This window comes from Stenotrophomonas sp. STEN087 (assembly GCF_056759115.1).
The window spans coordinates 1-21,610 of record NZ_JBRRCR010000025.1; the positions used below are offsets into that span (position 1 = coordinate 1).

General features: G+C 67.5%; 14 protein-coding genes. 6 read left to right on the forward strand and 8 right to left on the reverse strand.

Annotation, left to right across the window (positions count from 1 at the left end; genetic code table 11):
• Positions 1 to 174: 174 nt before the first annotated feature.
• The gene (locus ACVOK1_RS08925; protein ID WP_108767174.1) at positions 175 to 498 is read right to left on the reverse strand and encodes a hypothetical protein; all 324 of its coding nucleotides are present in this window, start codon (positions 496 to 498) and stop codon (positions 175 to 177) included.
• Positions 499 to 645: 147 nt separating this feature from the next.
• On the opposite strand from ACVOK1_RS08925, the gene ACVOK1_RS08930 reads away from it, so the two are divergent.
• The 3 genes from ACVOK1_RS08930 (at position 646) to ligD (ending at position 4,539) form a co-directional block, all read left to right on the forward strand.
• On the forward strand, positions 646 to 1,044 hold the full coding sequence (locus tag ACVOK1_RS08930) for a hypothetical protein (protein ID WP_108767175.1): 399 nt from the start codon (positions 646 to 648) through the stop codon (positions 1,042 to 1,044).
• A gap of 99 nt (positions 1,045 to 1,143) precedes the next feature.
• Positions 1,144 to 2,073 carry a non-homologous end joining protein Ku gene (gene ku / locus ACVOK1_RS08935; protein WP_481561797.1) on the forward strand — a complete coding sequence of 310 codons (930 nt, stop codon included), beginning with the start codon at positions 1,144 to 1,146 and terminating at the stop codon, positions 2,071 to 2,073.
• Positions 2,074 to 2,076: 3 nt separating this feature from the next.
• Entirely contained in the window at positions 2,077 to 4,539 is a 2,463-nt protein-coding gene (ligD, locus tag ACVOK1_RS08940; RefSeq protein ID WP_481561798.1) for a DNA ligase D, read from the forward strand.
• Positions 4,540 to 4,627: 88 nt separating this feature from the next.
• Here the strand turns inward: ligD and ACVOK1_RS08945 are convergent, their stop codons facing one another.
• The 5 genes from ACVOK1_RS08945 to adh form a co-directional block, all read right to left on the reverse strand.
• Positions 4,628 to 7,429: a TonB-dependent receptor gene (locus tag ACVOK1_RS08945; RefSeq protein ID WP_481561799.1), complete on the reverse strand. Its 2,802-nt coding sequence runs from the start codon at positions 7,427 to 7,429 to the stop codon at positions 4,628 to 4,630.
• 117 nt (positions 7,430 to 7,546) lie between these two features.
• Positions 7,547 to 7,942, reverse strand: coding sequence for a hypothetical protein (locus tag ACVOK1_RS08950; RefSeq protein ID WP_481561800.1), 396 nt, complete (start codon positions 7,940 to 7,942; stop codon positions 7,547 to 7,549).
• Positions 7,943 to 8,040: 98 nt separating this feature from the next.
• The gene (locus ACVOK1_RS08955; RefSeq protein WP_313051741.1) at positions 8,041 to 8,418 is read right to left on the reverse strand and encodes a DUF779 domain-containing protein; all 378 of its coding nucleotides are present in this window, start codon (positions 8,416 to 8,418) and stop codon (positions 8,041 to 8,043) included.
• A gap of 133 nt (positions 8,419 to 8,551) precedes the next feature.
• A complete protein-coding gene (gene adhP, locus ACVOK1_RS08960) occupies positions 8,552 to 9,580 on the reverse strand; it encodes an alcohol dehydrogenase AdhP (protein WP_481561801.1) in 1,029 nt (342 codons plus the stop codon).
• A 75-nt stretch (positions 9,581 to 9,655) separates the two neighbouring features.
• Positions 9,656 to 11,185 (reverse strand): aldehyde dehydrogenase, encoded by a 1,530-nt coding sequence (adh, locus tag ACVOK1_RS08965; protein WP_481561802.1) that lies wholly within the window; start codon positions 11,183 to 11,185, stop codon positions 9,656 to 9,658.
• Positions 11,186 to 11,423: 238 nt separating this feature from the next.
• Between adh and ACVOK1_RS08970 the strand changes: the two genes are divergently transcribed.
• Positions 11,424 to 13,310 carry a sigma-54-dependent Fis family transcriptional regulator gene (locus tag ACVOK1_RS08970; RefSeq protein WP_481561803.1) on the forward strand — a complete coding sequence of 629 codons (1,887 nt, stop codon included), beginning with the start codon at positions 11,424 to 11,426 and terminating at the stop codon, positions 13,308 to 13,310.
• A 191-nt stretch (positions 13,311 to 13,501) separates the two neighbouring features.
• Here the strand turns inward: ACVOK1_RS08970 and eda are convergent, their stop codons facing one another.
• Positions 13,502 to 14,140, reverse strand: a complete 639-nt coding sequence (gene eda, locus ACVOK1_RS08975; RefSeq protein WP_481561804.1) for a bifunctional 4-hydroxy-2-oxoglutarate aldolase/2-dehydro-3-deoxy-phosphogluconate aldolase — start codon at positions 14,138 to 14,140, stop codon at positions 13,502 to 13,504.
• Complete coding sequence (locus tag ACVOK1_RS08980; RefSeq protein ID WP_108767184.1) at positions 14,127 to 15,146, reverse strand: sugar kinase; 1,020 nt, start codon at positions 15,144 to 15,146, stop codon at positions 14,127 to 14,129. Before ACVOK1_RS08980 ends, eda begins: the two co-directional genes overlap by 14 nt.
• A 285-nt stretch (positions 15,147 to 15,431) precedes the next feature.
• Here ACVOK1_RS08980 and ACVOK1_RS08985 point away from each other — a divergent pair, with 285 nt between their 5' ends.
• Complete coding sequence (locus ACVOK1_RS08985; protein WP_481561805.1) at positions 15,432 to 18,194, forward strand: TonB-dependent receptor; 2,763 nt, start codon at positions 15,432 to 15,434, stop codon at positions 18,192 to 18,194.
• Between the two features lie 225 nt (positions 18,195 to 18,419).
• The gene (locus tag ACVOK1_RS08990; RefSeq protein WP_313204748.1) at positions 18,420 to 21,602 is read left to right on the forward strand and encodes a TonB-dependent receptor; all 3,183 of its coding nucleotides are present in this window, start codon (positions 18,420 to 18,422) and stop codon (positions 21,600 to 21,602) included.
• The last annotated feature ends 8 nt before the right edge of the window (positions 21,603 to 21,610 follow it).

Below are 21,610 nucleotides of genomic sequence, written 5' to 3' on the forward strand. Positions count from 1 at the left end.
GGGGGCCGGCCCAGGGCGCCCCGCGGGCCCTGGTGTAGGCCGCGGGGGCCCGCGGGGGGGGGGGCCGTACCACCCTGCCCCCCCGCGGGACGGGCCGCCCGCGGCCGGCCAACGCGCCATCCATCCGCATTGCGTGTCTGCCGGCCAGCGGCCGGCACTACCGTCAATGGAGGGTCAATCCGGCGCCTTGGCCGGCACGAACGGCGAGGTCGGGTCGCTGGCCGGGAAGGTCTCTTCCAGCGCCTGGTCCTGGTTGTCGCTGGCGTGCTGCTTGCGCTCGCGGCGCTTGAGCGGGCTTTCCTGCCCACCGCGGTGGCGGTCGCCGCAGTCCTTGCGGTCCAGCGCGGCCTGTTCAGGGTGATGCACCGCCGGCAGCGCGTCTTCGTGCGGCACGCTCATGCCGGCGCCACGGTCCTCGGCATCGGCCAGGTCGTGCTTGGCGCGGGATTCGCCCGGCACGGGGGCATGGGTCTGGCGCAGCGGGTCACGGTTGGACATGGCGATTACCTGGCGTTGGCGGGGGGCTCCACTACAGCGCGGCACAGGTAAAGCCGCCGCGAACCCGGCGTCATGAACACATCTGTCACGGCTGGATAACGGCACCGCCGGTATTCCTGCCCACCCGCCCTGCTGCAGGAGCCGGTCATGGCCCGTCTTGAACGCCCCGCCCCGTCCGTGTTCAACGCCCTGCTCGACCCCCTGGGCGCACGAACGCCCCTGCGCCGGGCCCGCCGCCGTGAAGACCCGCAGGCGGTGGCGCAGGACTACCTGCAGTACATGCTCAACGACTACGAGCGACGCCGCGCCAACGGCCACCGCAACTGGCGCGACCTGTGCCCGGTGTATGCCTTTGCCCTGACCACCCATGCCGCCGACTGGCCGCGCGGCGGCGATGCCGATACCGGCGAGGAGCTCGCCGCGCACTGGGAACAGATGCGTGGGCAGTCGCGGCTGGGCTGGGCGCAGGCGCGGCCGGTGGTGGAAGACGCCTGGCGGGCACTGGACCACATTCCCACCGCCGCCGTGCGGCCGCTGCTGCAGTAACCCCGTCGCCGCGGGCCACCTGGCCTGCACGGGGCCGACACGGCCGTTTCACGGTGGGCGACCGAAGCTGGCCGCCCCGCCGCAATGCAGGTGCGTGCCATGGCCCGCCCGATCTGGACCGGTACCCTCTCCTTCGGCCTGCTGAACGTGCCGGTCTCGCTGATGTCCGGCGAACGCAAGGTCGACCTGCAGTTCCGCATGCTCGATTCGCGCGACCGCAAGCCGATCCGCTTCGAACGGGTCAACGCCGATACCGGCGAGGAAGTGCCCTGGAAGGACATCGTCAAGGCCTACGAGTACGACAAGGGCAGCTACGTCGTGCTGGAAGAAGGCGATATCCGCTCGGCCGCGCCGGAGAGCCATGAGACGGTGGAGGTGGAGGCCTTCGTCGACGCCAGCCAGATCGATCCCCGCTATTACGAGAAGCCCTACCTGCTGCTGCCCGGCAAGAAGGCCGAAAAGGGCTACGTGCTGCTGCGCGAAACCCTGCGCGATACCGGCAAGGCCGGGATCGCGCGGGTGGTGGTGCGTACCCGCGAATACCTGTGCGCGGTGATGCCGCAGGGCCACGCGCTGGTGCTGATGATCCTGCGCTATCCGCAGGAGCTGGTTGATCCGGAGGATTACAAGCTGCCCACCGCCAGCCTGTCCGACTACCGCATCACTGCCAAGGAAACGGCGATGGCCGGGCAGCTGATCGAATCGATGGCCGCTGACTGGGACCCATCGCAGTACCACGATGAATTCCGCGAGCGCCTGCAGCAGGTGTTGAACAAGCGCATCAAGACCAAGGGCGGCACCACCCAGGTGGAGGAGGAGCCGGTGGCGCACGAGGATGCCAGCACCAACGTGGTGGACTTCATGGCGCTGCTGCAGAAGAGCCTGGATGCCAACAAGCGCACGCCGGCGAAGAAGACCGCGACGCGCAAGGCACCGGCGAAGAAGGCTGCGAAGAAAGCCACGAAGAAGACCGCCGGCAAGGCCGCCAAGGCGACGAAGAAGGCCGCACCGCGCCGCAAGGCAGGCTGAGCCATGTCGCTGCATCAGTACCGCCGCAAGCGCCGTCTTGGCGGTGGCAGCGGGCAGACGCCGGAGCCGGATGATGGCCCGGCCGCGGGCAACCCGAAGCGGCGCCCGCAGTTCGTCATCCAGCTGCACCATGCCAGCTCGCGGCACTACGATTTCCGCCTGGAAATGGACGGCGTGCTGAAGAGCTGGGCGGTGCCGAAGGGCCCGTCGCTGCGGGTGGGCGAGAAGCGCCTGGCGGTGGAAGTGGAGGACCATCCGCTGTCCTACGCCGGCTTCGAAGGGGATATTCCCGAAGGCCATTACGGCGCCGGCCACGTGCAGGTGTTCGACCATGGCAGCTGGGCCTGCGAAGGCGACCCGCTGCAGGCGCTGGCCGATGGCAAGCTCGACTTCGTACTGCACGGGCAGCGCTTGAGTGGCGGCTGGAAGCTGGTGCGCACGGCCATGAAAGGGCGCCAGGTGCAGTGGCTGCTGATCAAGCGTGACGATGCCGACGCGCGCGATACCGAGGCCGATGATCTTCTGGAGAACGCCATGCCTGCATCCAGGGCCGCAGCAGAGAAGGCGAAAAAGGCAACGCGCGCCGCGCCCCGCAAGGCAGACGCACGCTGGCATGCGCGCGCGCTGAAGCTCGCCGGTGCACGCGACCATCCGTATCCGCGCGGCTTCAAGCCGCAGCTGACCGATCACCGCGACACCGCACCCGATGGCGAACGCTGGCTGCATGAGATCAAGTGGGATGGCTATCGCCTGCTGGCCGACCTGCACGACGGCGAGCTGAAACTGCGCTCGCGCAATGGCCTGGACTGGACCGACGACTTCCCCGAAGTCGCCCAGGCCGTGCGCGCGCTGCCGGTGCGTGATGCGCGCCTGGACGGCGAGCTGGTGGTGCTCGACAAGCAGGGTCGCAGCGACTTCGCGGCCCTGCAGCGTGTCATCGATGGCAGCTCGAAACAGCCCCTGCGCTACATCGTGTTCGATCTGCCCGGCGTGGCCGGCGTGGACATCAGCCGCGCGCCGCTGCTGGAACGCAAGGCCCTGCTGAAGGACCTGATCGGACCGGAGCCGGGCACGCTGGCCTACAGCGAACACGTGCTCGACCACGGCCCTGCGGTGTTCGCCGCCAGCGGTGAGGCCGGCTTCGAAGGCATCGTCAGCAAGCAGGTCGATGCGCCCTATGCGAACGCCCGCGCGCGCAGCTGGGTGAAGGTGAAGCACGAGGACACCGACGAATTCGTCATCGTCGGCCACACCGCGCCCAAGGGCAGCCGGGTCGGCTTCGGTTCGCTGCTGCTGGCCACGCCTGAGGCCGGCGGCCTGCGCTATGTCGGTCGGGTCGGCACCGGCTTCGACGATGCGGCGTTGAAGGCGCTGGGCAGCGCGCTGGAGCCGCTGGCGGTGAAGAAAGCGGTGCTGGAGCTGCCGGCGCATGTTCCCTTCCGCGCGGCCAGCGTGCGCTGGGTGAAACCGGTGGTGGTGGCCGAAGTGGCATTCCGTGGCTGGGGCAAGGAAGGGCTGCTGCGCCAGGCCAGCTTCAAGCGCCTGCGCAGCGACAAGCAGACGCAGGACCTGGGCGTGACGCAGGAAGCAGGCAGCGATGACGCAGCGGTGGCCATCAGCCATCCGCAACGGGTGGTGTACCCGCAGCGCAAGCTCAGCAAGGGCGACGTGGCCGACTACTACCGGCAGATGGCGCGCTGGATCCTGCCGGAGATCGCCGGCCGCCCGCTGTCACTGCTGCGCTGCCCGGATGGCGTCGGCAAGGCCTGCTTCTTCCAGAAGCATCATGGCGCCGGTCTGGGCGACGCCGTGCATGCGGTGCCGCTGAAACAGAAGAGCGGCCGCGAGGACTACGTCTACATCGATGACGCGCGCGGCCTGCTGCAGCTGGTGCAGATGAACACTCTGGAGCTTCACCCGTGGGGCGCGACGATCGAGGATCCCGAGCATCCGGACCGCCTGGTGTTCGATCTGGACCCCGGCGACGGCGTGAGCTGGGCGCAGGTGAAATCGGGCGCGCGCGATGTGCGCGACCGCCTGCTGCAGGTCGGCCTGCAGAGCTTCGTGCGGCTGTCCGGCGGCAAGGGCGTGCACGTGGTGGTGCCGCTGCAGCCGAAGGCCGGCTGGGAACAGGTCAAGGCGTTCTGCGAAGCCTTCGCCCAAGCGATGGCACTGGAACAGCCCGACCGCTACGTGGCGACGATGAGCAAGGCCAAACGCGGGGGTGTGATCTTCATCGACTGGCTGCGCAATACGCGCGGCGCCACCAGCGTGTGTTCGTGGTCGCTGCGTGCGCGGGAGAGCGCAGGCGTGGCGGTGCCGCTGCGCTGGGAAGAGCTGGCGAGAGTGGGCGCCGCCGATGCGTTCCCGATGGACAAGGCGTTGGCCCGCGCGAAGCGCCTGAAGGACGACCCGTGGCGCGGGATGGAACGGTTGAAGCAGGTGTTGCCGACCGGTAATCGGTAGCGCCGGGCCACGCCCGGCGAGCGCGCAGCGCGGATACGTTGCGTGTCGCCGGTCACGGCCCGGCGCTACCAGATCAATGCGGCGTGGCTCAGAAGTCCGCGCGGATGCCGAAGGTGACGCGGCGGCCGGAGAACTCGTACTGGGTCGGGAACGCCTTGTCGATCGTGTAACCGCTGGTCTTCTCGTCCAGCAGGTTGATCGCTTCCAGGTTCAGCTTCCAGGTGTCGTTGAGGCGGAAGCCGATCGAGGCATCCAGCTGGCCATAGGCATCGCGGTAGACCGGATACACGTTCAGGTGGATGTACTCGACGTACTTGTCCTTGTAGTTGTACGAGGCGCGCGCGCTGAAGCGGTCGTTCTCGTAGTACAGGGTGAAGTTGTACGCCTTCTCGGCCAGGCCTTCCGGCGGGGTCGGGATGTCCAGGTCCGACGCACCGGTCAGCGAGTTGTCCAGCTGGGTGTAGTTGGCGTTGATGCCCCAGCCTTCCAATGCCGGATGCAGCATCGACAGCGGCAGCTGCGCGACCAGCTCAACGCCGGTGACCTTGTAGGAACCGTCGGCGTTGACCGGCTGGTAGACCTCGAAGTCGTAGTAGCCGTCCAGCGAACCGTTGGCGTTGAGCTTCTCGACGTTCGGCACGATGCCGGTCAGCGACTGCCGCACCACGCCGTCGATCTTCTTGGAGAAGTACGACGCGGCCAGCAGGCCACCGTTCTGCAGGTACTTCTCCAGGCCCACTTCCCACTGCTTGGCGGTGGTCGGCTTCAGCGCCGGGTTGCCGTCCATGAAGCGGAAGCTGCTCCAGCTGACGGTGCGGCGGTAGGCGATGTCGGTTAGCGACGGACGCATCAGCGTTTCCGAGGCGGCACCGCGCAGCACCAGGCCGTCGGCGATCTCGGCGGTCATGTTGAAGCTGGGCAGGATCTTGCTGTAGTCGCCGCTGCTGGAAATCGGCGTCGGCGTGTAGCCGTTGCTGCCATCGGCGTTCTGCACCGGGTGGAAGCCGGCCGAGTCGACATCGGTGTCGATCGAGCGCACGCCCAGGTTGGCGTACACCGGTACGGTGCCGATGTCGAAGTAGAAGTCGGCCATGGCATACAGCGCCAGGGTCTTCTCCTTCACCTCGTAGTACTGGCCCGGATCGATCGGGGTTTCATAGCCCGGGTAGCGGAACGTGGCGCGCGCATAGGCGTTGGACACCTGTTGCCAGTCCAGGTCGCTGGGGCGATACGCACCACCCGGTGCCAGCTGGCTGATCCACACCGGGTTGCTGTCGGCCAGCGTGCGCGTGTTGACCCACGCAGCGCTGCCGGCGGTCGGGCCCTGGATCTTGCCGCTGCCGAACTCGCGTTCCTTGGTCTTGTCGGTATAGCGCGCGCCGAACTGCAGCGCGCTCAACGCCGGGAAGAAGGCCAGGTTCATCTGCCGGCGCAGGTCCAGCTGCGCGGCGTACTTGTCATCCTTCACCTTCTCCAGTTCGGTTTCGTACGCTTCGAACAGGTACTTGTCCGCGGCGTTGTACATGTCGAAACCGCCGGTGGTGCTCGGCACGGTCTCGCCGCCGTTGCTGGTCCAGCGCGTGCGCGACGGCGCGTAGGCCACGTGCTTGAGGTTGGCGTAGTCCGAATCCTTGCGCGCGCCGGAATAGCCGACCAGCGCGTCGATGTCCCAGCCACCCACCTTCCAGTCCAGCTTGCTGCTGAACTGACGGTAGTCGGTGTTGGCGTTGCGTTCCTTGCTGAGGATCTCGTGCTGGGTGGCGGTGTAGGACACGTCCTTCAGCACGGTGATGCCGTAGGCCGACAGCGTGTCGCTGTCGTAGTCGTGGATGGTGTCCAGCGTGCTGCGGCTGGACGCCGAGTACGCCGCGGCATCGTACTCGTCCTCGTGCGTGTCATAGCCGCCGAGCATCGCATCGAAGCTGAGCGAGAACGTGTCGCTGGGCTTGAACTGCAGCGACGCGGTGGCGCCCCACTGGTCCTGCTCGTTGAGGTAGACGCGGTCGCCGACCTTGTCCTGGAAGATGATGCGGCTGGTCTCGTCCTTGTCCATGCGGTCCTGCACGACGATGCCGGCATCGCGCGCCAGCACGGCGGCGGCCTGCGAACCACGCGTGCCCGACGCTTCCAGGAAGCGGCCCATGGGACGGAAGTTGATGCCCGAGTTGGAGTCGGTGCGGTTGGTGCGCTTGGCCTTGGAGAACGACACCAGGCCGCCCCAGTCACCCCAGGTGTCACTGGCGAGGAAGGAGATCTTCGGGTCGATCTTGCCGTTGATCGAGTTGTGCGAGGCTTCGGCCGAGACACTGAACTTCGGCTCGGGGAAGTCGAACGGCTTGGCCGTTTCGATGTAGACCGAACCGGCGATGCCACCTTCCTCGTCGGCGGCGGTCGGCGACTTCTGCACGGTGACCGTCTGCACCACGTCGGCGGCGAAGATGTCCAACTGCACATCGCGCCCGCCACTGCCCGAAGCGGTGGCCAGGTTGTTGATCGAGACCAGGGTGAACTCGCTGGGCAGGCCGCGCACGCTGACCTTGCTGCCCAGGCCCTTGTTGCGCTCGATGGTGACGCCGGGCATACGCTGCAGCGCTTCGGCGAGGTTCTGTTCCGGGAAATCGGCGACGTCGGTGGCGACGATCGAATCGGAGAAGCCGATGTTGGCGCGCTTGAGGTCGACCGCGCGTTCCAGGCTCTTGGCATAGCTGCCGGAGACGGTGACGGTGTCCAGCTGCTGCAGCTGTTCGCGGGTATCGCCATCGGCGGCTTCTTCAGCCATTGCATCGAGGGGCAGTACGGCGAGGCCGCCGATCAGCACCGCATGCACGGCGCGGGACAAAAGCTTCGCATGGGGGGCCGCAGCGGCGGCCTCCCGGTTCTGGTAACGCATCGGATGATTTCCCGGTTCCCTGTGGTGACTTACGCCGCGCCTGCCCGTGTTCCGTGGGTGCAGGCCCCTGCGCCGCGTTGCCGACGTTCGGCGGGCACCGAGCCTAGGGGGGAATTGTTAAGCCTGTGTTGCGCTGCGGGACGGACGACGACCAAACCACCAGCCACCGAGCAGCTGCACCGGCAGCGACACCAGCAGGGCGATGGCGAACCAGCGCGGGAAATCGCCGCCCATCACCCACAGGCCGTAGCCGCTGCCGAGTACCAGCAGGGTCCAGATCGAGGTGCCGTGCGCACGCGGCCAGCACGGTGCGTAGTAGCTGGCAAAGGCGATGCCGGCGATGCCGCCGAGCACGGTGAAGGCCAGGTCCCAGCCCAGTTGCGCTTCGCTGCCGGGGTGCAGGCCGAACAACGACGGCAGCCAGCCGCCGGCGCTGCTGACCAGGGCCAGCGCGAGCAGCGCGCCGACCAGGGCGACGACGGACAGGAAAACGGTCTTGAGCATCTCGGGCATGCCGTCATTGTACGGCGCTCCGGGCTGCGCAGAGTCGAGCTTGCTCGACTGCTCTGTTCCGTGCGGCTGCAGTCGAGCAAGCTCGACTCTACAGGGGCTCAGGCCTTGCCGGCGGTCTGCAGCGCGGCGAATTCCTCGTCGCTGAACAGCCGCGAGCGCACCAGGAAGCGCACGCCCTCGCCGTTCTCCAGCGAGAACATGCCGCCGCGCCCGGGCACGACGTCGATGATCAGCTGGGTGTGCTTCCAGTATTCGAACTGCGAGGGACTGATATGGAACGGCGCGCCGCCGATTTCGCCCAGGCAGACATCGCGATCACCGACGATGAAGTCGCCCTGCGCGAAGCACATCGGCGAGGAGCCATCGCAGCAGCCGCCGGACTGGTGGAACATCAGCGGGCCATGGCGCGCGCGCAGCCTGTCGATCAGCTGCAGCGCCGCGAGGGTGGCGATGACCTGGTGCGGAAGTTCGTTCATGAGTGCCTCGTCCGGGGTCAGAGCCCTCCACTCCTGGCGGAGTGGGAGGGAACCGACCCCTTGCAGGGTACCGTTGCACGGCCGCCGCGTCCGCGGGAGAGGGGGACGGGCGCGGCAGCCATGCGCGGGATGATCAGGCGGCGAAGTCCAGCACCACGCGGCCCTCGATGGTGCCGGCGTGCATGCGCGCGAACACCTCGTTGATGTTTTCCAGGCGGTCGGTGCTGACCGTCGCCGCGACCTTGCCTTCGGCAGCGAACTGCAGCGATTCCTGCAGGTCCAGGCGGGTGCCGACGATCGAGCCGCGCACGGTCACGCCGTTCAGCACCATGCCGAAGATGTCCAGCGGGAAGTTGCCCGGCGGCAGGCCGTTCAACGACACCGTGCCGCCGCGGCGGACCATGCCAAGCGCCTGTTCAAAGGCCTTGGGCGATACCGCGGTGACCAGCGCACCATGCGCGCCGCCGATCTCCTTCTTCAGGAACGCGGCCGGATCGGTGATGCGCGCGTTGACGGTGACCTGCGCGCCCAGCCGCCGGGCCAGGGCCAGCTTGCCGTCGTCGACATCGATGGCCGCCACGTTCAGGCCCATTGCACGTGCGTACTGCACCGCCATGTGGCCCAGGCCGCCGATGCCGGAGATCGCCACCCAGTCACCGGGCTTGGTATCGGTGACCTTCAGGCCCTTGTAGACGGTCACGCCGGCGCACAACACCGGCGCGATCTCCACGAAGCCCACTTCCTTCGGAAGCAGGCCGACATAGTTGGCATCGGCCAGTGCGTACTCGGCGAAGCCGCCGTTGACCGAGTAGCCGGTGTTGCGCTGCGTTTCGCACAGCGTTTCCCAGCCACCCAGGCAGTGTTCGCAATGGCCACACGCCGAGTACAACCAGGGGATGCCGACCCTGTCGCCTTCCTTGACGTGCCCTACCCCGCCTCCCACGGCCACGACGTGCCCCACGCCCTCGTGGCCGGGGATGAATGGCGGGTTCGGTTTCACCGGCCAGTCGCCCTCGGCGGCGTGCAGGTCGGTGTGGCAGACGCCACAGGCCTCGATTCTGACCAGGACCTCGCCCGCCCCCGGGCGCGGTACCACGACTTCCTCGATGACCAGCGGCTTGCCGAACTCACGGACGACGGCAGCCTTCATGGTTCTATTCATGCGGGTTACTCCGTAGTGCGCTTGCAGACAGGATGGCGCCGGCCCCATGCCCGCGCCTTGATCCCGATCAATCCATCAGAAGAAGCCCAGCTTCTTCGGCGAGTAGCTGACCAGCAGGTTTTTGGTCTGCTGGTAATGGTCGAGCATCATCTTGTGGTTCTCGCGGCCGATGCCCGACTGCTTGTAGCCACCGAACGCCGCGTGCGCCGGGTAGGCGTGGTAGCAGTTGGTCCACACGCGCCCGGCCTGGATGGCGCGGCCCATGCGGTACAGGCGCGAGGCATCGCGGCTCCACACGCCGGCACCGAGGCCGTACAGCGTGTCGTTGGCAATCTGCAGCGCTTCTTCCTCGGTCTTGAAGGTGGTCACCGCCACCACCGGCCCGAAGATTTCCTCCTGGAAAATGCGCATGCGGTTGTGGCCCTTGAACACGGTGGGCTTCACGTAATAGCCGCCGGCCAGTTCGCCGCCGAGTTTGTTCTGCTCGCCCCCGATCAACACTTCGGCGCCTTCCTGCTTGCCGATGTCGATGTAGGAAAGAATCTTCTCCAGCTGCTCGGACGACGCCTGCGCGCCGATCATGGTGTCCGGATCGAGCGGGTCGCCCTGCCTGATCGCGGCCACGCGCTTGAGCACGCGTTCCATGAAGCGCTCGTAGATCGATTCCTGCACCAGCGCACGCGACGGGCAGGTACACACCTCGCCCTGGTTCAGCGCGAACAGCACGAAGCCTTCCACCGCCTTGTCGAGGAAATCATCGTCCTCGGCCATCACGTCGGCGAAGAAGATGTTGGGTGACTTGCCGCCCAGTTCCAGCGTCACCGGGATCAGGTTCTGGCTGGCGTACTGCATGATCAGGCGGCCGGTGGTGGTTTCCCCGGTGAAGGCGATCTTGGCGATACGCGGGTTGCTGGCCAGCGGCTTGCCCGCTTCCAGGCCGAAGCCGTTGACGATGTTGAGCACGCCCGGCGGCAGCAGGTCGCCGATGATCTCCATCAGCACCAGGATCGAGGCCGGGGTCTGTTCGGCCGGCTTGAGCACCACGCAGTTGCCGGCGGCCAGTGCCGGGGCCAGCTTCCATGCGGCCATCAGCAGCGGGAAGTTCCACGGGATGATCTGCCCGACCACGCCCAGCGGCTCGTGGAAGTGGTAGGCCACGGTGTCCTTGTCGATCTCCGAGAGGCTGCCTTCCTGCGCGCGTACGGCGCCGGCGAAGTAGCGGAAGTGGTCGACCATCAGCGGGATGTCGGCGTTGAGCGTTTCGCGGATCGGCTTGCCATTGTCCCAGGTCTCGGCGCGCGCGATCAGCTCCAGGTTCTGCTCGATGCGGTCTGCGATGCGGTTGAGGATGTTGGCGCGCTCGGTGGTGGAGCGCTTGCCCCAGTCATCCTTGGCGGCGTGCGCGGCATCCAGCGCGGCCTCGATGTCTTCGGCATTCGAGCGCGCCACCGAGGTGAGCACCTTGCCGGTGATGGGCGTGGTGTTGTCGAAGTACTGGCCGCTGCGCGGGGCCACCCACTGGCCGCCGATGTAGTTGTCGTAGCGGGGCTTGAACAGGGCGCTGGGGTCGGCCGGGTCGGTCGAGGGCGAGGCAACGGCATTCATCGTGGGCACTCCTTGGATGGCCCGGACAACCCGGGGCCTGCCTCCCCTACCGCAACGAGCGTGCCAACCGCGCGCGTGCTGCGGCGCGTCACGGGCTGCGGCAGCGCAGTTGCTGGCGGCCCCCGCGTGGAATGCGGCGGCGCACCAGCAGTCGTCATCGCAACTGAAGCGCGGATGTGCTTTTAATCGGAACAGTGCCCGCAACAACTGTCGCAGAATGCGACACAGGAGCGTCAGGGTGTCCCAGCCGATTCTTCCCGAGCGCGTAGGTGGCGCGCGTCGTGCCTTCTTCGAGCGCGGCGCATCGCCGGCCGGGGCGGTGCCCGATGCCATCCTGCAGTCATGGCGGCGCTGCCAGCGCCAGGGCCTGTCGGTGGACGCGCGTCCCGACGTGGCCCCGGTACCCGAGCTGTCGCTGCGTGAACTGCGCCAGCGCCGCGAGCGCCTGTGGCGGCTGGCCCGTCCCGAGCTGGAAGGGCTGGCAAGCTCGCTGGCCAGCAGCGATGGCATCGTGCTGCTCACCGACGAGGAAGGCTGGGTACTGGACGCCGAGGGCAGCAACAGCTTCCTCGACCGCGCCGGACAGGTCGCGCTGATGCCGGGGGTGCGCTGGGACGAAGGCACGGTCGGTACCAATGCCATCGGCACGGCCATCGTCGAAGGCCGTGCCCTGCAGGTGCGCGGCGGCGAACACTTCTTCGCCCCGCACGGCATCCTGACCTGCTCGGCCACGCCGATCTTCGATCCGTTCGGGCAGCGCGTCGGCGTGCTCGATATTTCCGGCGATGCGCGCCACGCCCACCTGCATGCGCTGGCGCTGGGCCGCCACGCGGTGGACCAGATCGAGCACCGCTATTTCGCCGACGGGCTGGATGACTGCGAGCTGCTGCACCTGCATGCGCAGCCGCTGTTGTTGGGCAGCCCGCGCGAAGCCCTGCTCGGCTTCCGCAACGGCCGGCTGGTGGCCGCCAACCGGGTCGGCCTGGGATTGTTCGGGCTGGACCGCCACGACATCGGCCACGCGTCCTACGAGGCCCTGTTCGACCAGCCGCTGTCGCGCCTGCATGACGACGGCATGCTGCTGGACCGGCAGGGGCGTGCGCTGTACGGCCACAGCGACGGCAGGCGGCACACGCGTGCCGCTGGCGCCGTGGTTGCGCGCACGCCCCGCGTGGCCCCTGCCGCCGCCGCGCCCGCGCTGCTGGCGGCACCCGGCACGGTGCTGGCGGCGCCGGTGCAGCAGCAGCTGCGCCAGGCGGTGCGGGTGCTGGATGCGGGGCTGCCGGTACTGGTGCAGGGCGAAACCGGCACCGGCAAGGAAGTCTTCGCGCGCGAGCTGCATCGCCGCTGCGCGCGTGCCGGCCAACCGCTGGTGGCGGTGAACTGCGCGGCACTGCCTGAAGGCCTGATCGAAGCCGAACTGTTCGGCTACGAGGAAGGCGCGTTCACCGGCGCGCGCCGGCAGGGCAGTACCGGCCTGCTGCGGCAGGCGCAGGGCGGCGTGCTGTTCCTGGATGAGATCGGCGACATGCCGTTGGCCCTGCAACCGCGCCTGCTGCGCGTGCTGCAGGAACGCGAGCTGTCGCCGCTGGGCGGTGGCCGCCCGGTGAAGCTGGATTTCGCCCTGATCTGTGCCAGCCACTGCGACCTGCAGCAGGCCGTGGCCGAGGGGCGCTTCCGGGCTGATCTCTACTACCGCATCGCCGATCATGTCGTGCATCTGCCGGCCCTGCGTGAGCTGGACGAGCGCGGTGCCCTGCTGCAGGCGCTGTGGTCACCGATGGCGCAGGGCCGCGTGCTGCAGGCGGAAGTCCTGCAGGTGCTGCAGCGGCAGCGCTGGCCAGGCAACCTGCGCCAGCTGCAGGCCTGCCTGCGCACGCTGGTGGCGTTGAGCGACCCGGGTGAGCAGATCACGCCTGCGCACTTGCCTGCCGAACTGCTGAAGGTGCCGATGGTACAGGCGGCCAACGCCAGCACTGCATCGGGCGGGCTGCGTGACATCGCCGAGGACGCGATGCGGCAGGCCCTGCAGGACGCCGACGGCAATGTCACCGCCGCAGCCAGGCAGCTGGGCATCAGCCGCAGCACCCTGTACCGGCGCCTGGGCCAACCCGCCGCGCGCTGAGCACGCGCGGCGGGCCTGGTAGAGTCGAGGGGTCTGCAAGGGGGATGGCGACCCGCCACCCGAGCCACACCCCCCCAAACACCCCCCCCCCCCCCCCCCGGGGCCGCGGGCCCCCCCCCCCCCCCCCACCCCCCCCCCCACGCCACGACGCGACGGCCGTCGCGCAGGGGCGACGGCCACCCGCGCGCCGGTCAGCCGGCCAGCACCGCTGCTTCGCGGGCCAGGCGCTCGATGCTGTCCCAGTCGCGCGACTGCATCAGGGCCGCGGTGGTCAGCCACGAACCGCCCACGCACAGCACGTTGGGCAGGTGCAGGAACTGCGGCGCGGTCTGCGCGCTGATGCCACCGGTCGGGCAGAAGCGCACATCGGCGAACGGGCCGTGCCATGCCGACAGCAGCGGCGCGCCGCCGGACTGTACCGCCGGGAAGAACTTGAACGTATCCAGGCCGGCCTCGAGGCCGAGGATCAGTTCCGAACCGGTGGCCACGCCAGGCAGGTAAGGCAGGTCGGCATCGCGCGCGGCCGCGTACAGCGACGGCGTCGCACCGGGCGACACCGCGAAGCGCGCGCCGGCGGCCTTGGCCGCGTCCATCTGCGCCGGCGTCAGCACCGTGCCGGCACCTACCACCGCATCGGGTACCGCTTCGACCATCGCCTTGATCGCGTCCAGCGCACGCGGCGTGCGCAGGGTCACTTCGATCACCGGCAGACCACCGCGGAACAGAGCCTGTGCCACCTGCACCGCATCGTCCACGTCATCGGGGGTGAACACCGGGATCACCGGTGCAAGTTTCAGTACCGCACGTACGCGCGGATCAGCGCCGGACATCGAATCGCTCCTCGCCCACCAGGGCCAGTACGTCAGCTTCGCTGACGGGGTTGAAATCGCCGGGGATCGAGTGCTTCAGTCCACCGGCGGCCAGGCCGAAACGCACGGTGGCGTCGGCATCGAAGCCGGACAGGATGCCATGCAGGATGCCCGCGGCGAATGCATCGCCACCGCCGATGCGGTCGACGATGCCCTGCAGCTGGCGCACCGGTGCCTGGGCGCGGGTGCCATCGCGGCCCAGCAGCAGCGCGCCCAGCGCATGGTGGTCGACGCTGTGGGTCTGGCGCTGGGTGCACGCCATCCACTGCAGCTGCGGGAAAGCGGCAAACGCCGCAGCGGCCGCGGCCTCGACCTTGGCCACCACGTCGGCCTGCTCGAAGCGCTGGCCGAGGATGACTTCGATGTCGCGGTAGTCGGCGAAGACGATGTCGGCCTGGGCGAACAGCTCGTGCAGGATCGCCTGCGCATCGCCACCCCAGCGCTGCCACAGCTTGGGCCGGAAGTTGCCATCGAAGGACACGCGCACGCCCAGCGCACGCGCCGCGCGCGCCGCCGCCAGGGTGGCCTGGGCCACGTCGGGGCCGAGCGCCGGGCTGACCCCGGACAGGTGCAGCCACTGCGCGCCCTGCAGCAGCACCGGCCAGTCGTAGTCGGCCGCGGTGCTGCGCGCGAAGGCGGAGTCGGCGCGGTCATAGACCACTTCGCTGGCGCGCTGCACCGCGCCGGTGGTCAGGAAGTACAGGCCCATGCGCCCGTCCGGGTCCTGCCGCACGCTGCGCGTGTCGACTCCGTGCCGGCGCAGTTCACCCAGCACGTGGGCACCCAGTGCGTTGCCGGCCACGGTGCTGACCATGGCGACCTCATGTCCAAAGCGGGACAGCGAGACACCCACGTTCGCTTCCGCCCCGCCCACGTGCACCTGCAGCTGCGGCGACTGCATCAGCAGTTCGTTACCCGGTGCGCCCAGACGCAGCAGCAATTCCCCGAAACATACGACACGACCCATTTCCGCTCCCTTACGCTGGCCGCCAGCAGCAACTGCTGGGCGGCGTGGAATCGCGCCACGCACCCGCGTGGCGGCTGACCATCGGTGTCATCAAGAAGCCGACCGGCCGTGGGCACAGCCTATCAAACTGTCGGAACCATTGTCCCGCAAGCGTCTTGGAGACATTACAGGTCTGTTGCGGTGCAAGATGCCGCCGAGGGAACGTGCTGTTACCGTCGGCTCTGACCAGCGGTGTCATTCCGCTGAAACACTCGCGAGACCAGACCTTTGGGAGAGGGGAAAGGCATGCATTCTCGGAACCACGCAAAAAAGACACCGGTTACCTTGCTCGCCATGGCGGTCAGCCTGGCCCTGTCGGCAGGCGCCGCTGCCCAGCAGCAGAGCGAGGCGCCCAGCGCCACCAACCTGGATACGGTGAACGTCACCGGCTACCGCGCCAGCGTGGAGAAGGCGCTGGACATCAAGCGCAGTGAATCCGGCGTGGTCGATGCCATCGTGGCCGAAGACATCGGCAAGTTCCCCGACCTCAACCTGGCCGAGTCGCTGCAGCGCATCCCGGGCGTGGTCATCACCCGCGAGGCCGGTGAAGGCCGCAACATCTCGGTACGTGGCCTTGGCCCCGATTTCACCCGCGTGCGCATCAACGGCATGGAAGCGCTGACCACGGTCGGCGCCGGTGACCAGAGCGGCGGCACCAACCGCGGCCGCGGCTTCGACTTCAATGTGTTCGCCTCGGACCTGTTCTCGCAGCTGATCGTGCGCAAGACCGCCTCGGCCGACATCGAGGAAGGCTCGCTGGGTGCCACGGTCGACCTGCGCACGGCGCGGCCGTTCGACTACGACGGCTTCACCTTCGCCGCCAGCGGCCAGGCCAGCTACAACGGCATGGCCGAAAAGGCCGACCCGCGGCTGTCCGCGCTGATCTCCAACACCTTCGCCGATGGCACCTTCGGCGCACTGCTGTCGGTGGCCTACTCCGAGCGCCAGGCGCTGGAAGAAGGCTCCAACACCGGGCGCTGGGCCAATGGCCCGAGCAACGGCAACTTCTCCGCCGCCTCGCCGTTCACCGCGGCGCGCGCAGCCGATGTCTTCCACCCGCGCTTCCCGCGCTACGTGCAGATGGAACACGAACAGAAGCGCCTGGGCGTGACCGGCTCGCTGCAGTGGAAGCCGAGCGATGCCACCGAGATCTCGCTGGACGCGCTGTACTCCAAGATCGACGCCACCCGTGACGAGCAGTACATCGAAGCGATCTCCTTCAGCCGCGGCACCAGCACCACGCCGCGCCTGGTGGGCAAGCCGAGCACCATCGTCAAGAACGGCGAGATCCGCGACAACGCGCTGCTGTATGGCGAGTTCGACAACGTCGACATCCGTACCGAGAACCGCCACGACGAGTGGAGCACCGAGTTCAAGCAGCTCAGCCTGAACGGCCAGCACCGCTTCGGTGATGATTTCACCCTGTCCGGAAAGGTCGGTATCTCGCGCTCCAAGCACGAGAACCCGGTGCAGACCACGGTCATCATGGACAAGTACGACGTCAAGGGTTACAGCTACGACTACCGTGGCAACAGCCGTTTTCCGGTCATCAACTACGGCATCGATCCGACCGATCCCAGTGGCTGGGAACTGGCCGAGATCCGCCTGCGTCCGCAGTACGTGGACAACGATTTCGACACCGGCCAGCTGGACTTCAACTGGAACATCAGCCCCGGTTTCCGCCTGAAGGGCGGCGTGCTGGCCAAGGACTACACCTTCAAGACCACCGAACTGCGCCGCGCCAGCGAACTGGCCGTGCCCACCTTCGCCGATGGCACGAAGATCGTGCCGGTGGACCTGACCAGTCAGGCCGGCCTGAAGGGCATCCAGGGCAGCCCGTCGAACTGGGTGGTGCCGGACCTGGATGCGATCGCCGAGCAGTTCGACATCTACAGCAACAGCGGCACCTTCGCCGTCGCGCCGCGCGCCAACAACGTGCGCAGCGTGGAAGAGAAGGACCGCGGCGCGTGGTTGATGGGCGAGTTCTCCACCGAGCTGGGCTCGCTGCCGCTGTCGGGCAACTTCGGCGTGCGCTACGTGCGCACCAAGCAGTCGTCCACCGGCCTGTCCACGCTGTCCACCGGCACGGCGCAGACCACCGTCAGCCGCAGCTACGACGACACGCTGCCCTCGTTCAACCTGGTGGCCGAAGTCACCCCGGACTTCCTGATCCGCCTCGGCGCGGCCAAGGTGATGAGCCGCCCGGGCCTGGGCAGCCTGACCCCGGGCGCGACCGTGGCCGTGGCCGGCGGTGCGCGCACCATCTCCAGCGGCAACCCGACGCTGGACCCGATCCGCGCCACCAACGTCGACCTCGGCTTCGAGTGGTACTTCGCCGAAGGCGCGATGGCCGGCATCGGCCTGTTCTACAAGGACATCGAGAGCTTCGTGCAGACCACCCGCGAAGTCCGCCCCTTCAGCGACAGCGGCCTGCCCGAATCGCTGCTGGCCGGTACCGGCGCGTCGGCCAGCGATGACTTCACCTATACCCGTCCGGTGAACACGCCGGGTGGCGAACTGCATGGCGTGGAAGCCAACTACACCCAGCCCTTCAGCTTCCTGCCCGGCAAGTGGTCGAACCTGGGCGTGCAGTTGAACTACACCTGGGTGGAATCGAAGATCCAGTACCTGAACTCCGCTGGCCAGCCGGTGATGAAGACCGACCTGACCGGTCTGTCCAAGTCGTCCTGGAACGCGACGCTGTTCTACGAAGGCGAAACCTTCGCCGGCCGCGTCTCGGCCACCAACCGCGATGACTACCTGACCCAGGCACCGGGCCAGGAAACCGGCTTCAACCTGGATGGCTACCACGGCATGACCGGCACCACGGTCATCGATGCGTCCATCCGCTACAAGATCAGCGAGCAGCTGGAACTGAGCCTGGAAGGCATCAACCTGACCAACGAAGCGTCGGACGAGTGGGTGTACTCGCCGCTCACCGGTCGCCTGCCGCTGCAGTACACCGAAACCGGCCGCCAGTTCCTGCTGGGCGTGCGCTACAAGTTCTGACCGCTGACGCGGCGGCGTGCAGTCACACCGCCCCACTTCGAGTGCAACGAAGAAACGCCGCTGCAGCTGCTGCGGCGCAAGATGCCGCGCGCCCTGTGCTTTGTTACGTTCACGCGTGACCAGCGGTGTCAGCAAGTCGTTGCACCTGCGTCGTACCGGAGGAGGCCGGTACGAACGCTAGAACGCCTTCGCAACGCTTGAGGACACCCTGGGAGGGGATTTCAGATGGATTCGTCGCTCGCGCTTCACCGCGGCCGCGCGCCGCTCACCGTGCTTGCCCTGTCGATCGGACTGGTGCTGAGCCACACCGCGCATGCACAGCAGACCCCGGAAGCGGCTGCTGCCGCCCCCGATGCGGTCGACCTGGACAAGGTGGAGGTCAAGGCTACCTACCGCGAAAGCCTGCAGCAGTCGCTGGATGAAAAGCGCTACAGCGTCGAGCAGGTCGATGCGATCTACGCCGAGGACATCGGCAAGTTTCCCGATCTGAACCTGGCCGAATCGATGCAGCGCATCGCCGGTGTCTCCATCGACCGCGAAGGCGGCGAAGGCCAGCAGATCTCGGTGCGCGGCCTGGGTTCGGATTTCACCCGAGTGCGCATCAACGGCCTGGAAGCGCTGTCCACCGCCGGCAGCGGCACCACCGGCGTCAACCGCAGCCGCGGCTTCGACTTCAACACCTTCGCCTCCGAACTTTTCAGCCGGGTCAAGGTCAACAAGACCCAGTCGGCGCAGATGGACGAAGGCTCGCTCGGCGCCACCGTCGACCTGCGTGCATCGCGGCCGTTCGATTTCGAAGGCTTCCAGGCCTCGCTCAACGGCCAGTACGGCTACAACGAACTGTCGCGCTCGAAGGACCCGCGCGTGTCGGCGCTGCTGAGCAACACCTGGGCCGATGGACGCTTCGGTGCGCTGATGTCGGTGGCGTGGAGCAAGCGCACGATCTTCGAGGAAGGCTACAACCCAGTGCGCTGGGAGCACGGCAACTACCGCAACTCCAACCAGGCCACCGCCGCCAACAACGGCACCTACGGCTTCTGCAGCCCGGCCGGCTACGACCCGCAGACGCCGCGCAACCCGGCCGCGAATGAAACCGCGCAGGGCGTCGGCAGCGCCGCCAACCAGGCGCGCAGCAACGGCTGGGGCAGCTACGGCATCGATGCCACCCACTGCGGCACCGGCATCGACCGCCCGGAAGCGACCGCCGGGAACATTGCTGCCTACGAGACGGCCACCAATGCGTGGATCCCGCGCTACCCGCGCTACATCCGCACCGAGCACGAGATCGAACGGCTGGGTGTCACCGGCGCGCTGCAGTTCCGCTTCAGCCCGGACAGCCTGCTCAACCTCGACCTGATGTATTCGAAGCTGGACAAGGACCAGCGCGAGGATTCGATCGGCGCCAACCTGCACCGCACCGCGCAGTACGGCGGCAAGACCCAGATCGTGGTGCGCGAGGCGCAGGTGGATGCGCAGAACCGGCTGGTCTACGGCGTGTTCGACAACGTCGACTTCCGCACCGAGTCGACCGCCATCGAAGAGAGCACCGAGTTCAAGCAGGCCAGCCTGAACTTCGAACACCGCTTCAACGATGCGCTGCGTCTGGATGCGCTGGTCGGCCACTCCTCGTCCAGCTTCGAGCGGCCGGTGTTCTCCATGGTCAGCTTCGACAACAGCAACCTGGATGGCTTCGTGCTGGACATGCGCAACGGCGCCAGCATGCCGTCGATGACCTTCCCCTTCGCGCTGGGCGATGCGGCGTCGTGGCAGTGGCTGGGCTACGGCACCGCGCCGGTGAATGCCAACGGGACCGCACGCGGCGGCAACATCAGCGAAGTGCGCCTGAACCCGCAGTACGTCGACAACAGCTTCGACACCGCCAAGGTCGACCTGACCTTCAACGTGTCGCCCACCTTCACCCTGCGCGGCGGCCTGGCCTACAAGGACTACGGCATGCGCACGCAGGAGTACCGCAACATCAGCTATGGCCGCATGTCGCAGGCGCTGCCCGACGGCGTCGGCGTGGGTGACCTGTCCACCACGCTCGATGGCTTCGGCAAGGGCCTGGACGGCAGCACGCCGGGCAGCTGGCTGATCCCCGACTTCAACCGCATCGCCGAGCTGCTGGACATCTACTGCAACTGCAACACCGGCACCCTTGGCGGTGACTACCGCCTGGCCGGCGTTGGCCACTTCGGTGCATCGAACAACAACTTCGACGTGACCGAAAAGAGCTACGCCAGCTACCTGCAGCTGGACTTCAACACCGAGCTGTGGGACCGCCCGTTCCGCGGCAACCTCGGCCTGCGTTACGTGCGCACCGAGATCGACGCCAGCGGCTACGCGCCGTGCCAGGCGGCCAGCAGCAGCGATCTGTCGGCAGCCTGCGAACCGTTCCTGGGCGTGGCCAGCGCCACCGCCGATGCCGGCGAGCGCCTGCTGGTGGCCACCACCGTCGGGCACCGCTACGACGACTGGCTGCCCTCGCTGAACCTGGCCTGGGACCTGACCGACAGCGTCGTGCTGCGCTTCGGTGCGGCCAAGACGATGGCCCGGCCGACCCTGTCCAACCTCTCGCCCAGCGTCAGCGGTGGCCCGACCAGCTTCCTCGACGAGGACCGCTACTACTCGATCAACCTGGGCAACCCGAAGCTGGATCCGTTCCGCTCCACCAACTACGACCTGAGCGCGGAGTGGTACTTCCAGGAAGGCGCCCTGCTGTCGGCGGCGGTGTTCTACAAGGACATCGAAACCTACGTGCAGCGCACCCGCCTGCTGACCACCTGGGGTGACATGGGCTATTCGCTGGACCTGCTGCCGGCCGGCTTCAGCCCGAACACGCTGTTCAACGTGCAGAGCTACTTCAACACCCCGGGCGGTCCGTTGAAGGGCTATGAGCTGACCTACCAGCAGCCCTTCAGCTTCCTGCCCGGCTTCTGGAAGAACTTCGGCGTGCAGCTGAACTACACCCACGTCGATTCGAAGATCAAATATCTCTTCAGCTCCGGCAGTGGCGACACCATCGTCACCACCTATACCGAGAACGACCTGCTGAACCTGTCGCCCAACTCGTACAACGCCACCGTGTACTACGACGACGGCCGCTTCAGCGCACGCGTGTCCACCAGCTACCGCGATGCCTACATCAACCAGATCCTGACCCAGGAGAACGTCTGGGACCTGGACGGCAACCAGTACGCCACCGCCGACGTCACCGGCAAGTACAGCGTCAAGAACGTGGATTTCAACATGTCCTGGAAGTTCAACAAACAGCTGACCGTCAGCTTCGAGGCGATCAACCTGCTGGACAGTGCCGACGAACGTTACGTCGATTCAGCGCTGTCACTGCCCGACCGCTACACCCACACCGGGCGTCAGTACTACCTGGGGCTGCGATACAAGTTCTGAGCGCACGC

What these genes read in the sequence shown, in the direction of transcription:
- ACVOK1_RS08955 (WP_313051741.1), bottom strand. Translation starts at nt 8,418, where the DNA reads ATGAACGAACTTCCGCACCAGGTCATCGCCACCCTCGCGGCGCTGCAG.
- ACVOK1_RS08950 (WP_481561800.1), bottom strand. Translation starts at nt 7,942, where the DNA reads ATGCCCGAGATGCTCAAGACCGTTTTCCTGTCCGTCGTCGCCCTGGTC.
- adh (WP_481561802.1), bottom strand. Translation starts at nt 11,185, where the DNA reads ATGAATGCCGTTGCCTCGCCCTCGACCGACCCGGCCGACCCCAGCGCC.
- ACVOK1_RS08945 (WP_481561799.1), bottom strand. Translation starts at nt 7,429, where the DNA reads ATGCGTTACCAGAACCGGGAGGCCGCCGCTGCGGCCCCCCATGCGAAG.
- ACVOK1_RS08990 (WP_313204748.1), top strand. Translation starts at nt 18,420, where the DNA reads ATGGATTCGTCGCTCGCGCTTCACCGCGGCCGCGCGCCGCTCACCGTG.
- ACVOK1_RS08930 (WP_108767175.1), top strand. Translation starts at nt 646, where the DNA reads ATGGCCCGTCTTGAACGCCCCGCCCCGTCCGTGTTCAACGCCCTGCTC.
- ku (WP_481561797.1), top strand. Translation starts at nt 1,144, where the DNA reads ATGGCCCGCCCGATCTGGACCGGTACCCTCTCCTTCGGCCTGCTGAAC.
- ACVOK1_RS08980 (WP_108767184.1), bottom strand. Translation starts at nt 15,146, where the DNA reads ATGGGTCGTGTCGTATGTTTCGGGGAATTGCTGCTGCGTCTGGGCGCA.
- ligD (WP_481561798.1), top strand. Translation starts at nt 2,077, where the DNA reads ATGTCGCTGCATCAGTACCGCCGCAAGCGCCGTCTTGGCGGTGGCAGC.
- eda (WP_481561804.1), bottom strand. Translation starts at nt 14,140, where the DNA reads ATGTCCGGCGCTGATCCGCGCGTACGTGCGGTACTGAAACTTGCACCG.
- adhP (WP_481561801.1), bottom strand. Translation starts at nt 9,580, where the DNA reads ATGAATAGAACCATGAAGGCTGCCGTCGTCCGTGAGTTCGGCAAGCCG.
- ACVOK1_RS08925 (WP_108767174.1), bottom strand. Translation starts at nt 498, where the DNA reads ATGTCCAACCGTGACCCGCTGCGCCAGACCCATGCCCCCGTGCCGGGC.
- ACVOK1_RS08985 (WP_481561805.1), top strand. Translation starts at nt 15,432, where the DNA reads ATGCATTCTCGGAACCACGCAAAAAAGACACCGGTTACCTTGCTCGCC.